14 protein-coding genes are annotated in these 12,951 nt (G+C 38.2%); 10 read left to right on the forward strand and 4 right to left on the reverse strand.

What is annotated here, in order from left to right; all coding sequences use genetic code 11:
* Nucleotides 1–23 precede the first annotated feature (23 nt).
* The 9 genes from J2Y40_RS11780 to J2Y40_RS11820 all read left to right on the forward strand — a co-directional run bounded on the left by J2Y40_RS11780 (nt 24) and on the right by J2Y40_RS11820 (nt 9,435).
* Nucleotides 24–761, forward strand: a complete 738-nt coding sequence (locus J2Y40_RS11780) for an energy transducer TonB (protein WP_153396509.1) — start codon at nt 24–26, stop codon at nt 759–761.
* 113 nt (nt 762–874) lie between these two features.
* Nucleotides 875–2,311, forward strand: coding sequence for a tRNA (N6-isopentenyl adenosine(37)-C2)-methylthiotransferase MiaB (miaB, locus tag J2Y40_RS11785; RefSeq protein ID WP_153396507.1), 1,437 nt, complete (start codon nt 875–877; stop codon nt 2,309–2,311).
* A 9-nt stretch (nt 2,312–2,320) separates the two neighbouring features.
* Entirely contained in the window at nt 2,321–2,839 is a 519-nt protein-coding gene (locus J2Y40_RS11790) for a hypothetical protein (RefSeq protein WP_153396505.1), read from the forward strand.
* Nucleotides 2,811–3,608: a tetratricopeptide repeat protein gene (locus J2Y40_RS11795; protein WP_153396503.1), complete on the forward strand. Its 798-nt coding sequence runs from the start codon at nt 2,811–2,813 to the stop codon at nt 3,606–3,608. Before J2Y40_RS11790 ends, J2Y40_RS11795 begins: the two co-directional genes overlap by 29 nt.
* 33 nt (nt 3,609–3,641) lie before the next feature.
* On the forward strand, nt 3,642–4,928 hold the full coding sequence (locus J2Y40_RS11800; RefSeq protein WP_309999104.1) for a sigma-54 dependent transcriptional regulator: 1,287 nt from the start codon (nt 3,642–3,644) through the stop codon (nt 4,926–4,928).
* Between the two features lie 16 nt (nt 4,929–4,944).
* On the forward strand, nt 4,945–5,646 hold the full coding sequence (locus J2Y40_RS11805) for a DUF4013 domain-containing protein (protein ID WP_309999108.1): 702 nt from the start codon (nt 4,945–4,947) through the stop codon (nt 5,644–5,646).
* Nucleotides 5,643–6,173 carry an LptE family protein gene (locus J2Y40_RS11810; RefSeq protein ID WP_153396497.1) on the forward strand — a complete coding sequence of 177 codons (531 nt, stop codon included), beginning with the start codon at nt 5,643–5,645 and terminating at the stop codon, nt 6,171–6,173. Before J2Y40_RS11805 ends, J2Y40_RS11810 begins: the two co-directional genes overlap by 4 nt.
* Before the next feature lies 1 nt (nt 6,174).
* Nucleotides 6,175–8,325 (forward strand): hypothetical protein, encoded by a 2,151-nt coding sequence (locus tag J2Y40_RS11815; protein WP_309999109.1) that lies wholly within the window; start codon nt 6,175–6,177, stop codon nt 8,323–8,325.
* Nucleotides 8,326–9,435: a M48 family metallopeptidase gene (locus tag J2Y40_RS11820; protein ID WP_153396493.1), complete on the forward strand. Its 1,110-nt coding sequence runs from the start codon at nt 8,326–8,328 to the stop codon at nt 9,433–9,435.
* On the opposite strand, the gene J2Y40_RS11825 is transcribed toward J2Y40_RS11820, so the two are convergent.
* The 4 genes from J2Y40_RS11825 to J2Y40_RS11840 form a co-directional block, all read right to left on the reverse strand.
* Nucleotides 9,432–10,031 carry a DUF4126 domain-containing protein gene (locus J2Y40_RS11825; protein WP_309999111.1) on the reverse strand — a complete coding sequence of 200 codons (600 nt, stop codon included), beginning with the start codon at nt 10,029–10,031 and terminating at the stop codon, nt 9,432–9,434. The genes J2Y40_RS11820 and J2Y40_RS11825 overlap by 4 nt on opposite strands.
* Before the next feature lie 453 nt (nt 10,032–10,484).
* The gene (rnpA, locus tag J2Y40_RS11830; RefSeq protein WP_153396489.1) at nt 10,485–10,859 is read right to left on the reverse strand and encodes a ribonuclease P protein component; all 375 of its coding nucleotides are present in this window, start codon (nt 10,857–10,859) and stop codon (nt 10,485–10,487) included.
* Nucleotides 10,859–11,584: a ThiF family adenylyltransferase gene (locus tag J2Y40_RS11835; RefSeq protein ID WP_153396487.1), complete on the reverse strand. Its 726-nt coding sequence runs from the start codon at nt 11,582–11,584 to the stop codon at nt 10,859–10,861. Before J2Y40_RS11835 ends, rnpA begins: the two co-directional genes overlap by 1 nt.
* Nucleotides 11,577–12,203, reverse strand: a complete 627-nt coding sequence (locus J2Y40_RS11840; protein ID WP_309999114.1) for a TatD family hydrolase — start codon at nt 12,201–12,203, stop codon at nt 11,577–11,579. The genes J2Y40_RS11835 and J2Y40_RS11840 overlap by 8 nt, the downstream gene beginning before the upstream one ends.
* Before the next feature lie 99 nt (nt 12,204–12,302).
* Between J2Y40_RS11840 and J2Y40_RS11845 the strand changes: the two genes are divergently transcribed.
* Nucleotides 12,303–12,932 (forward strand): TetR/AcrR family transcriptional regulator, encoded by a 630-nt coding sequence (locus J2Y40_RS11845; protein WP_153396483.1) that lies wholly within the window; start codon nt 12,303–12,305, stop codon nt 12,930–12,932.
* The last annotated feature ends 19 nt before the right edge of the window (nt 12,933–12,951 follow it).

Below are 12,951 nucleotides of genomic sequence, written 5' to 3' on the forward strand. Positions count from 1 at the left end.
AAAACCAGATTAAAATTAATTTGATGAAAAAATACTTTCTAATGTTGTTTTTTATATCAGCAATGGGCCAGACTTTTTATGCCCAAATGAATGTCTTGGAAAGCTATCCCAAAGGACAGGATTTTTATGAGGGAGGTTTAGTAACCTTTTATAAAGATGCACACGAATATCTCATCATAAATAACAGGAAAGAATGTGATGGAAAAGAAATTTATCAGCCAAGGATTATTGTTACCGCTTTGGGCAGTGTTAAATTGGTAAAAGATAGTGATACCTTGAATATTGCAAAAAATAAATGTGCATATGACCTTTCCATGGAAGTTCTGAAAAATCTCAAAGGGTGGAAGCCTGCTGAAGTTAAAGGAAATACCCTTGGAGCAGTTACAGAATTTATCTTTTACCCTAAAGATTTGATGAGTAATTATAAAACTGGATATAATGCAGATGCTTTTGTGATGTCTTCACAGTATCCCGGTGGCTTAAAGAAATTTAACAAGGACTTTCATGATAATTTTCAGACGCTTTTTATGGATTATCATATTAATGGTGAGGTTAATTTAGAATTTTATGTAAACGAAGAGGGGCATATTATTAATCCGAGAATTTATCCCTCAATAGATGATAAAAATTTTAATATAAATTTTATGAGAACGCTTTCAAGACTAAAAAAGGTCTGGAAGCCGGCTTTATATTCTAATATTCCAATCAAACAAAGGATAGCCTTTCCTGTAAAATTTTCAATTACATTCAATGAAAGATAGCCCTGCCATTCTGTCACAATATTTTGTATCTTTGCAGACTAATCTGTTTTGGATTTAAAATTGAATGTGAAAAGACACTGAATTTTAAGTCCCAAACCTTTAATTTGATTACCGTGCAGGAAAAATATATAGACGAAACAAAGCAGGGAGAAGCTTTTGCTATTGCTGAAAGACCGGAAAATTCTAAAAAACTGTTTTTAGAAAGCTATGGCTGCCAGATGAACTTCTCTGACTCTGAAATCGTGGCTTCTATTCTAAACGAACAGGGATACAATACCACTCTGAAAGTAGAAGAAGCAGATCTTATCCTTCTGAATACATGCTCTATCCGTGAAAAAGCGGAACAGACTGTAAGAATGCGTCTTTCCCAGTTCAAAAACCTGAAGAAAGAAAAACCGAATATGACCGTCGGTGTTTTGGGTTGCATGGCTGAAAGGCTGAAGACTAAATTTCTGGAAGAAGAACAGCTGGTTGACCTTGTTGTAGGACCAGATGCTTACAGAGATCTTCCTAACCTTTTACAGGAAACAGAAGACGGGAGAGACGCCATCAATGTAATCCTTTCCAAAGAAGAAACCTATGCAGATATTAATCCGGTTCGTTTAGGCGGAAACGGTGTGGCTGCATTTGTAACCATTACCAGAGGCTGCGATAACATGTGTACCTTCTGCGTGGTTCCGTTTACCAGGGGACGAGAAAGAAGCCGAGATCCGCATTCTATCATTGAAGAATGTAAAAATCTCGCAGAAAACGGATATAAAGAAATTACCCTTTTAGGGCAGAATGTAGACTCTTATTTATGGTATGGAGGCGGTCCTAAAAAAGATTTTGCCAAAGCTTCGGAAATGCAGAAGGCAACAGCCGTCAACTTTGCGCAACTGCTTGATTTAGTAGCTAAAGCGGTTCCTGAAATGAGAATACGATTCTCTACTTCCAATCCTCAGGATATGAGCCTTGACGTGTTCAGAATGATTGCAAAGCATGAAAATATATGCCGATATGTTCACCTTCCGGTACAGAGTGGAAGTAATAACATGCTTCAGGCCATGAACAGACAGCATACCCGTGAAGAATATCTGGATCTGATTAAGCAGGCCAAAGAAATTGTTCCGGACATTGCATTTTCCCAGGATATGATCGTTGGATTCTGCAATGAATCCGAAGAAGATCACCAGGATACCCTAAGCCTGATGAAGGAAGTGGAATATGACTATGGTTATATGTTTGCTTATTCAGAAAGACCCGGAACACCTGCACACAAAAAAATGGAAGACAATATTCCTGCAGATGTGAAGCAGAGACGTCTGGCTGAGGTGATTGCGCTTCAGGGTGAACTTTCCAGAAATCGTATGAAATCCTACGTGGGAAGAACACACCAGATTCTGATCGAAGGAATTTCCAAAAAGAACAAAGATCAGTGGAAAGGAAGAAACTCACAGAATGCAGTCTGTGTATTCGATAAACAGGAAGGGCAGAAAATTGGCGACATTGTGGATGTTTTTGTTTATGACAATACACAGGGCACACTTTTAGGGAGAATAGGGGAATAATTTCAGATTTTGATCAAAGCAGTCTCTTTCTTTGCCCTATTTTCTTTCATTCTGATGTCGTGTCAGACAGAAAAAGCAGCGGGACAATATCCTAATACTGTTGGAGATATTGAATTTGATAAGAATCTGGATGATACGGATCTGAAAAAATGCGGAAAAGGAAAAGACAGACCCTTCAGCTTTCAGTATTATCACGGAGCTAAAGAATTTGATTATAAGGGAGAGAAGATTGCCATTATTGAAAAACTGAATAGACAAAATATTCATTCTGAAAAGAAGACCAACGGCTATATTACGGTCAGATTTTTAGTAAATTGTGAAGGAAAAACAGGACTGTTCAGAGTACAGCATATGAATTCGGATCTGGAAAACTCTGATTTTGATCCGGAACTGGAAAAAAAACTGCTGCAGTTCACCAGATCGCTGGACGGATGGCAGCCTAAAGAAATAGAAGGTTTTAAAGTAGATTACTACCAGTATTTAACCTATAAAATTGAAAATGGAAAAGTTTCAGAGGTATTACCTTAGCTTTTTGTTACTTATCGTTTACACCAATACTATTGCACAGGTTAACTGTAATGCAGTAGAGGGAGAGGATTGCAAAAAAGCTTGTGAGTTATACAACTGGGCTTCCGACAGACAAGGTTCCAGTGCATCCCAGGAAGGGTTTGATAAAGCCATTGAGTTATGTCCGGATTTTTCTCATGCCTATATGGAGAAATCCGTTCCCTATCTTAAAAACGGGGATTTTATCACCTGGAGGATACTCATTAATAAAGCCGTTGCTTTAGACCCGAAAAGACATCTTGGATACAGAGGATGGTGCAGGTTTGAGTTTCTGAGGGATTATAACGGCGCCATTCAGGATCTTGAAGAACTGAAAAAATATTACCCTGAAGATCTGGGACGATCACAAAACGGCGACTATCATTTAGATATTGTAAGAGCATTGTCTTACAGTGCTTTAGGTCAGAAAGGAAAAGCTGTCGATATCATTGAAAAACTTCTGGCTTCCAAAAACTATTTCAAAGGCCTGTATGACCATTACCAGTTGGGAGTTACCTATTTTCAGCTGGGACAATATGATCTGGCTTTAAAAAACTTCGAAAAACAAAGCAAAGCATACGACTTTGCTGAGAATATATACTTTAAAAGTAAAGTTTCTAAGATTAGAAACAAAGATTATCTGGATTTAAAGACGTTAGCATTAAAAACGTATGATGAAGGGAAGATCATGAAAGATCCCTATACCCATCATTTCAACAAAGTTTACAGAACGCAGATTGAAGCGTTGTAAGCCCGAATTAAATCAATAATCAAACATTTACTTATGAGCAACGAGTTACAAAATATAAAAAACCGCTTTGGAATTATAGGAAACTATCCTGCATTGAACAGGGCTTTGGAAAAAGCAATCCAGGTAGCCCCTACGGATATTTCCGTGCTGGTGATCGGGGAAAGCGGGGTAGGAAAAGAGTTTATTCCTAAAATCATTCATTCAGAATCAAAAAGAAAACACCAGCCCTACATTGTGGTTAACTGTGGTGCCATTCCAGAGGGAACCATAGATTCCGAATTATTCGGACACGAAAAAGGAGCATTTACCGGAGCCACGGCTACCAGAAAAGGATATTTTGAAGTGGCAGACGGCGGTACCATCTTTCTGGATGAGGTAGGAGAGCTTCCACTGCAGACACAGGTCCGTCTTTTAAGGGTCCTTGAAAGCGGTGAATTTATGAAAGTAGGTTCGTCACAGGTACAAAAAACCAACGTAAGAATAGTGGCTGCTACCAATGTCAATATGATGAAGGCCATCCAGGACGGGAGATTCCGTGAAGACTTGTTTTACCGTTTAAATACCGTACAGATCGACATGCCTCCTTTAAGAGAAAGAAAAGGAGATATTCATCTGCTGTTCAGGAAATTTGCCATTGATTTTGCAGAAAAATACAGAATGCCGGAATTGGAGTTAGATCCTGCAGCAGTTCATTATATCGATAATTATTCCTTTCCCGGAAATGTCCGCCAATTGAGAAATCTGGTAGAACAGATGACTGTAGTGGAAAGAAACAGAAATGTCACGGTAGAAAAACTGGCTGAATATATTCCGATGGAAACCCACCTTCCGATGGTTGTGAATAACCAGACCGCCCAAAAGCAGAACGATTTCGGAAGCGAGCGAGAAATTATGTATAAAATTCTCTTCGATATGAGGAATGATATTAATGATTTAAAATCCTTAACTTCGGAACTCATCAAGAACAGAGGTACAGGTGATCTGAGCAATCAGGAGAAAAACCTGATCAATAGAATTTATGCCGCGGAAACTCAGCAGGCTCCTGTAAATAATAATTCCCTACTGTATTTTGAGGATAAAACCCCGGTGGTGCAGACTCCGTCTATTATTTCAGCTCCTGAAGACAGCTATGAAGATATTGAGGATATTGAAGTAGAAGAAAACAGACCAGAATCCCTGTCCCTTCAGAATAATGAAAAAGATTTGATTATCAAAGCATTGGAGAAGCATAAAGGGCGCAGGAACAGAGCCGCAGATGAACTGGGGATTTCACAAAGAACATTATACAGAAAAATAAAACAATATAACCTGGAAGACTAAAATAAAAACAAGAAAAATGAAGAATTTTGATGTAACGGCCACCAATGGATATGAGATGAATATAGGAAAATTCATATCTGAAGGTGTAGATCTTTTTAAAAAAGATATTGGCGGATTTATAGTAGCAACCTTACTCCTTTTTTTTATTAGCCTTATCCCTTTTTTAGGAGTGATGGCGTTAGGAAATTTTTATAAAATATGCAGAAAAGTAGATGAAGGGCAGAAAGTACAGGCAGGAGATATTTTTGACTTTACAGATTTTGTGACCTATCTGAAACTGTTCCTCCTTCTTTTTGTCATATTATTTATCATTATGATTCCGATTCAGTTATCGCTGCTTCCTATTCTGTTTGCAGCTTCTGCGTCGGATGGGCAGCTATCTGATACCGGTGCGGCTTTATTTGCAGGAGGAATGGGAATCTGGTTTCTGCTCGTTATTGTTCTGCTTTTTGTAGTATCAATATCGATGTATTTTGTACAGCCTTTAATTTCGCTGTATAGAATCAGCAGTGTAAGAGAAGCTTTTTCAATTTCCTGGAAATTGGCCAGAAGAAACTTCTTTATGATTTTCCTGTTCACTATTGTGGTAGGAATTATTTCTCAGTTAGGAGCTATTGTATGCGGAATTGGTCTTTTATTTACAATACCTCTTGGGATCTGTATTAAATATGCTTCCTTTAAAAATATTCTAGGAAGCTCAAATCAAAAAACAGTATGAGTAAATTAAAAATAATATTTGGATTTGTCATTCTTTCGCTGTTTCAGCAGTGTTATTCGTTTACAGGAGGATCTTTATCTTCCCTGACAGACGAAAAAACAATTCAGATCAGTGAATTTCCAAACAATGCATCACTGGTGAACCCAACCCTTTCCCAGCAGTTTTCTACAGATATCCAGAACAGGTTTCTGCAGAGGACTACATTAAAAGGAACCAAATCAAATCCGGATATTCTGGTAGAAGGTGAAATTTCAGATTATGGTTTCTCGCCTACTACAATCAGCTCAAATACACAGCAAAATCCTTCGGGAGGTGTCGTTCAGCAGGCACAGAGTAAACTGACGATTACCGTAAAAGTACATTATGAAAATAAATTGCATTCGGAGCTAAGCTTTGACAGAGCCTATACAGACGAAGCCGTATTTAACAGTAACCTGACCCAGAGCGAGATTGAAGCCTCTCAGGTAAAGATAGTGACAGACAGAATTATTAACAAGATATTTAACGATATTGTAGCGAATTGGTAAGATGAATCCCAGAGTTTTAGAATTATTAAAGAATCCGAAAAATATTCAGTCAGAAGATCTAAATCTTTTGAAAGAAGAAATTCATGCCTTTCCATATGTTCAAAACATCAGGGCACTACATTTATATGGAGTTCACCTTTATGATCAGGAAAATTATCAGAAAGAGCTCTCCACAACTGCTGCGTATACCACAGATAAAAAAATCCTTTATCAGCTCATCAATGGTAAAATCCGTCCGGAATCCAGACCCGTTGAAACGGCTGAAGAGAAGCAGGCTGTAAAACCGGCTGCAAAACCTGCACGCTTCGGGTATAAAGACAAAGCTTTTCCTATTAAAAGAGAGGAGACTGTTGCAAAAACGGAAGAAAAGCAGGACGAAATAGCTGCCTGTATGCTGAACATTCCCCAGGAAGTTACACATATCTATGTGAACGGAGAAAGAAACAGAATTCTGTTTGAAGGTGAAGAAAACTTCCTGAATGAAGAGCATGCAGAAACGATAGATCTTGAATCCACCCTGGAATCCGGAACGCTGGTAACCCAGAAGACGGAATTTGTTTCCAAGCCTGTAAGCCTTATTCAGGAAACAGTTCAGCAGGAAAACGAAAAGTCAGACGCCGGTATAACTCCGGATGCAGATACTGAGTTTACCCCTGAAGAAATTGTGAACGAAGACCAGCTTTCAGATCCAACAGAACAAGAAGAGATTGCCCAGAAAGATCATCAGAGCTTTCATGAAATTGAGCGTTTGGAAGAAATTGTTGATGACGAAGTTAACTCAGAGGCAAAAGAAACAATTTCTGAAGAACAGGAAGAAGCAGTTGAAGAAGCAGAAGCGAGTGCAGAATTTACACCTGAGGAAATCATCAGTGAAGAACAGTCTTCGGAAGAAGAAGTAGAAGAAATCACTGAAGACAATGATATCAGTTTCCATGAGGTAGAACGTTTATCTCCGGAAGCTGGTCAGAAAGAAAATAATATTGCAGAAGAAGCTCCATCTGAAACAGAGCAGGCGGATGATGCTGAAATAAGTTTCCATGGGACAGAGTCCTTCATGTCTGATGTGAAGATTCAGGCTGCGAATACAGAAGAAATGCTGACTGCAGAAGCTGTTGTTAAGCCATCAATCAATAAGCACGAGGAAGAAATGAGACGTCTGATTGAGGAGGTTGAAAAGAAGATGAAGGAAACGAAACCTGCAGCAGAAAATATAGTAGAAGAACCCGAAGCGGAAGATCATGAGATTAGTTTTGCTGAAACCCAGAATTTCCATTTCTGGTCAACAGGAAGTGATGAACCTAAATTAAAAGAAGAAACCGCTGCAGAAAATATTGCTGAAAACCAGGAACCTGAACAATCAGAAGAGATTCCCGAGGAAGAAACAAAAGAACCTGAAACAACGCATGAAGTCAATACAGCGTGGAAACCTATGAGTGTAAATACTCATGTTCCTGATTCTCTGATTTCCAAAGAAGCCGCTTCTCCAGAAGTTAAAACTGAGGATATAACGCCGCCGGAACCTGTTCAGGCCGTTAAAGAAGAACAGGAAGAAATCGTAGCTGAAAGCTCAGTTACAGAGACAGAAACTGTTCAGGAAGATACAGAAGAGGCTTTAGAAACAGCGGAAAATGAAGAAGAAAGCAATGAAACAACTTCGCAGGAGGAAGAAGCTCCGGTAATGAGCGTTTCGTTCTTCGGCTCAGATATTTCAAGCTGGTCTGGTGGTGAAGCTAAAAATGAAACTGAAAAAGAAGAAACGGCACAAAATATAGAACCGGAACAGCCTGCCCAGGCAGTTATTGACAGTAATGTTCCCGGTTTTATCAATACATGGCAGAGCTGGCTGAAAATCGACAGAACTGAAGACGTTGAAAAGGAAAAAACGGTGATCAAAGAAAAAGCAATCGAAACATTCATCGAAAATAATCCAAGAATCAGTCAGCTGAAAGAAGAAAGCTCTTATGTTGTCAAAGAAAGAAATGATGATATTTCCCATCTGATGACAGAAACACTGGCCAATCTTTACTTTGAACAGAAACTGTACAGCAAAGCCATTAAAGCATTTGGAATTTTAAAGAAAAAGCATCCTGAAAAAGCAGAATACTTTGATGCTAAAATCAAGGAAGTTAACGACAGTAAAAGCGGTAAATAGATGAGCATACGCTTGGTGTGTATTTTTCTGCTGAGTTTTATCTCCTTTTCGTCTGCCCAGGTCAGGCTTGATGAAGAATTCCCTGTCAGCACGCTTAAATATACAACAATACTTCCCGTAAAACATTTGAGTAAGGAAGCTGTAATCACCAGATTAAATGAAATGCCACAGGCAAAGTCCCTGTTAAGCCGAGGGTGGGAATCAACAGGATCATCTTTTAATTCTTTTAAAGAAATAAAAGGTTCTGCATTTTTTGATAAGATTAATAAAACAAAAGATAAATACTGTAACTTTTCCATTTCCGTCGTAGCGGTTTATAATAAAGGAAACTTTGATGTTGAAATAACAGCTCAGTTTTTTGATAAATTTCTATCAGGTGGAAAGCCTCGTTCCCCAAGTGATGCAGAATACCTCACGTATTATCAGGAAATGACAAAAGAGTTTATTCCGTTGATTACAGAATATCTCACCGGGAAAAAGACCATTCAGGAAAATCATGATGAAATGCTGAACCGGGCGGCTGACCTGACCTCGGAAGGAAAAACCTTGGACGCTTTAAATATTTACAGCAAAGTGTTGGCTTCAGATCCGGATAACTCATTGGCTCTTTTTAATAAAGCTCAGGTTTTATTCTCATTGAAAAAATACCCCGAAGCTCTGAATATCATTCGTACAGCAGAGAAAAACAAAAATGTATCCGATTTCGATGCTATAGCCTATAAGAATCTGAAAATTCAGATATTCATCATGACAAATCAGAATGAAAAGGCTCTGTCAGAAATTAATAAAATAGGAAGAGACTTTGACAATACAGACCCGGCAAAGATCTTTGAAACCGCTAAAAATGATAACGGAGATACATTTTTAGCTCCTTCGGAAAAAACAGTATTATTTCTAAGATCTGCAGCATATCTTCTTATGCTCAACAGAAAAAAAGAAGCCCTCAATGCTCTGAAAAAGTATGAAAAACTGATTCCCGATCATAACAATAGGCTTTTAAGCAAGTTGTTTACCTACTATTGCCAACTGAAGTTATCGGAAGATGCAGAAAGAATCAGGCTGTTAATTACCAAAGATGATCCTTCATCAGACCTGAAATGCTCTAGCTAAGGTTCTATACTCGTTTTCCGTAGTTTCCGCCATGCTTTTCGGCCATAAACAACAACCAGAATAATAAGAATTACAGCACAAACTGCGGCAACAAAAGGAGCGGCCATGGCCAATACAGACATAATACCTGCCCCTGCCGTTTCAGTAGTTCCCACAACAGAATTTCCCAGTCCGCCCGTTGTCGCTGTAGAAGCTGCCCGGATTCCGGCAAAGCCCGAACTGATGGTTGCTGCTGTCCCACCTCCTGCAATTAATGCAAGCGCCCACTGCGGAAATGTCCCCAAATCTGCAAACTGGCTGGCAAATAATATCGATCCGGCTACCGTAGCCATCGGAACTGATATGGTATCTAGCAAATGATCTACAAACGGAATATAATAAGTTAAAATCTCAGCAATGGTAGCAATGCCGGTTGTAATTAGGGCAGGAAGACCGGAAAGCCACTCAAAACTCTCATTCATGGGAATCCAGTGAAGGTATGAGGCAAGACTTACGGCAAACATCGGGAGAAATACTCTGAAACCTGTTGCCGCTGCAAGACCAATGCCGATAAACGCACTGAGAACATAAGAAAAATAGGGAATGTTGTCTAACATATTAATTTTCAGATTTATTGTTTTCCCTAAAGTTACAAAAACCGGAGCATAAATTGTACTAATCTGTTTTTATTGTAAAGAAATAAACATTGGAATGGCTGGCTTATGATCATGCAGAAAGGCTTCTTTATCCCCGAAGCTTTTTTATTCTCACACAGATTTTTTTAACTTAAATGTGCTTCTATGAGTAAAGTTAAAGTATTAGATTTTCATTTGTGCATCGGTGGCAATTGTTTTTATATTCTCTCGGATCAGGCAGATTACGCAGATTTTTAATCTAATGAATAATAAAAATCGTAGTTTTTAAAAACTTTTGTGAACTTCTACACAAAAAAGCATTAAACTTATATATAACTAAAGTGTAAAAACTTTTGTGTCTGTTGTGGTTAAAAAATAATTTCCCACACATGCCACGGATCTTTTGTGTTTAGCCTTTCAGTATTTCACAGCCAATTAAGACTTCTTCTGCATCTGACACAGTTTGATAAATTCCGCCTGAACATCCTGAAATTTCGGAGGCATTTCCGAAGAAGCCCAAAACAACATGGCAATTGTTTTTTCGCCGAAAGAACTTTTGAATAAATCCTTATTCAGACGATAACATTCTCTTAAAAGGCGCTTTATACGATTTCGATGCACTGCTTTTTTAAAATACCTTTTAGAAACAGAAACACCTACTCGCGTACTTTCCACCGGCTGTCCGGGTTTATCTTTCAGAATGATGATTCTGAGTGGGCCGCAGCTTCTCCATTTACCTTTGTCAAAAAGTAAAGAAATCTCAGTATTCTTTTTGAGCTTTTCTGTTTTGGGATAGTTAAATTGCTGCATTAATCTTGTTTCACTAAATAGTTGATGACCTCGGCGGCTGCATATAAACCAAAGATAGCCGGAATAAAGCTGATGGTACCATAAAAAGATCTTTTAAAATTGCTTCCGTCCGTCATTTTCAGGCTTTCCTCCTGTTGAAGTTCATTAGAGAAGACGCATCTGAACCCTTTATTGATTTTCTCTTTTTTCAGTCTCTTTCTTATCTGTCTGGCAAGATAACAGTTCTGCGTTTTGCTGATATCCCTTACCATTACTTTACTCGGGTCAATTTTTCCACCGGCTCCCATAGAACTGACGAGCTTGATCTTTCTTTTTCTGGCGGCTTTAATCAGACATAATTTGGGCGTAACACTGTCAATACAGTCAAGAACATAATCAAACTTGCCCGAATCCAGCACTTCATCCATTCTTTCAGGATTAAGAAATTCGTTAATCTTGATCAGGTTAAGCTGAGGATTGATGTCCAGCAGTCTCTCAGCAACCACATCTACTTTATGCATTCCTACCGTAGAATGAAGAGCAGGAAGCTGTCTGTTGATATTGGTAATATCTACGGTATCGCCGTCTACGGCTGTCATATTTCCGATTCCGGCTCTCACCAGAAATTCTGCAGCAAAAGATCCTACACCTCCCAATCCTACAACCAGAACATTGGCTTTATTCAGTTTTTCCAATCCTGCTTCTTTGATCAGAAGCTCCGTTCTTTCCAGCCAGTATTTATCCATTTTTTATTGTGTATAAATTTTCTAAAATTTGTTCATTCAGCGTTTCCAGTGAAATTCCCTTTATTTCAGAGACCTTATGATACAGTTCTTCAATACTAAAATCATCATTGTCAGTCTCTAAAAAGAGTTGATTTAAAGGAACTGCCTTTAAAATATCCTGCAAAGATAATTGATACAAAACAGCTTTTCCAAAACTCAGATAAAAATTCCTGGCCAGCAGATCTTCCGCAATTGCTCTCTTTTTATTAAAACCATGAATGATCATCGCCTGCTCAGCCTTTTTTTTAAAAGAAATCACCTCGTAAAATTTTCTTACACAATGAATAATAAGCGGTTTTTTGACCTCATTGGATAAATAAATCTGCCTTAGAAATACTTTCTCCTGAATTTTTTGAGGAACCGGAACGATAGAATCCAGTCCACATTCTCCTATGGCAAAACAGTTTTCAGAAATCGAGGATGCCAGCCATCTGAATTGATCTTCCATAAAATCCGCATCAATATCCTTAGGGTGAATCCCTGCTGAATAAAGATGACTCCTGGGAGTTATACCAAGGTCCAGATTATAGATCCCGTACGTAATATTTTTCTTATGGTGATGAAAATCAAAAAAATCCATTCCCAAAAATACAATTATCCAGAAAATTAATTTAAAATTATTAAACGAACGTTTATAAATCTGTTAAAAATTTCTTAACTTTACTCAAAGTGCATCTCAATGAGAAAAAAATTTACAGAAAAACAGATCCACATACTTGACATTGCCGAGGAACTGATCGCAAAAAAAGGATACGAGGGAACTTCTGTAAGAGACATCTGTTCCAAGGCAAACATCAATGTAGCGATGATTTCCTATTATTTCGGTTCCAAAGAAAAAATGATGTCTTATCTCTATCAGTACAGAGTATTGAAAACCAGAGAAAATTTTTCTGAATTTGCAGATACCATCAAAGAAGGAAAACCTGAGATGCAGATGCGTGAGATGATCAAGTATATTGTTTCCCAACTGTTCAAATACAACTATTTCCATGGTTTTGTAACCCAGGAGCTAAGGCATACCGATAATTTGAAAGACGAATTACTGGACTTCTATCAGCTTTTTGTAAAAAAACTGGATGAGGTGATCAAAAAAGGAGTTGCTTCAGGAGTTTTTACATTTACCCCAAAGCCCGAAGACATTCTTACGATGATTATCGGCTCCACATTATTTGTTATCCGCAACAAAAACTTCTATGAACTTTATGTGCCCAGCAAAAACGAAGAAGCCTATGCCAAAGAAGCAGAGAAAAAAGTAAGAATGAATCTTTTACTCAGTGTTTTTGCAATTTTAGGATACGCTGCAGACTAAAATTACGTTAAATATTCAT

The sequence above is a fragment of the Chryseobacterium sp. 2987 genome, from assembly GCF_031456375.1.
Lineage (GTDB): Bacteria > Bacteroidota > Bacteroidia > Flavobacteriales > Weeksellaceae > Chryseobacterium > Chryseobacterium vaccae.

Bases quoted from the DNA above. Each gene is read 5' to 3' on its own strand.
- J2Y40_RS11780 (WP_153396509.1), top strand. From the start codon at position 24: ATGAAAAAATACTTTCTAATGTTGTTTTTTATATCAGCAATGGGCCAG.
- J2Y40_RS11795 (WP_153396503.1), top strand. From the start codon at position 2,811: ATGGAAAAGTTTCAGAGGTATTACCTTAGCTTTTTGTTACTTATCGTT.
- J2Y40_RS11800 (WP_309999104.1), top strand. From the start codon at position 3,642: ATGAGCAACGAGTTACAAAATATAAAAAACCGCTTTGGAATTATAGGA.
- J2Y40_RS11805 (WP_309999108.1), top strand. From the start codon at position 4,945: ATGAAGAATTTTGATGTAACGGCCACCAATGGATATGAGATGAATATA.
- J2Y40_RS11810 (WP_153396497.1), top strand. From the start codon at position 5,643: ATGAGTAAATTAAAAATAATATTTGGATTTGTCATTCTTTCGCTGTTT.
- J2Y40_RS11815 (WP_309999109.1), top strand. From the start codon at position 6,175: ATGAATCCCAGAGTTTTAGAATTATTAAAGAATCCGAAAAATATTCAG.
- J2Y40_RS11820 (WP_153396493.1), top strand. From the start codon at position 8,326: ATGAGCATACGCTTGGTGTGTATTTTTCTGCTGAGTTTTATCTCCTTT.
- J2Y40_RS11825 (WP_309999111.1), bottom strand. From the start codon at position 10,031: ATGTTAGACAACATTCCCTATTTTTCTTATGTTCTCAGTGCGTTTATC.
- rnpA (WP_153396489.1), bottom strand. From the start codon at position 10,859: ATGCAGCAATTTAACTATCCCAAAACAGAAAAGCTCAAAAAGAATACT.
- J2Y40_RS11835 (WP_153396487.1), bottom strand. From the start codon at position 11,584: ATGGATAAATACTGGCTGGAAAGAACGGAGCTTCTGATCAAAGAAGCA.
- J2Y40_RS11840 (WP_309999114.1), bottom strand. From the start codon at position 12,203: ATGGATTTTTTTGATTTTCATCACCATAAGAAAAATATTACGTACGGG.
- J2Y40_RS11845 (WP_153396483.1), top strand. From the start codon at position 12,303: ATGAGAAAAAAATTTACAGAAAAACAGATCCACATACTTGACATTGCC.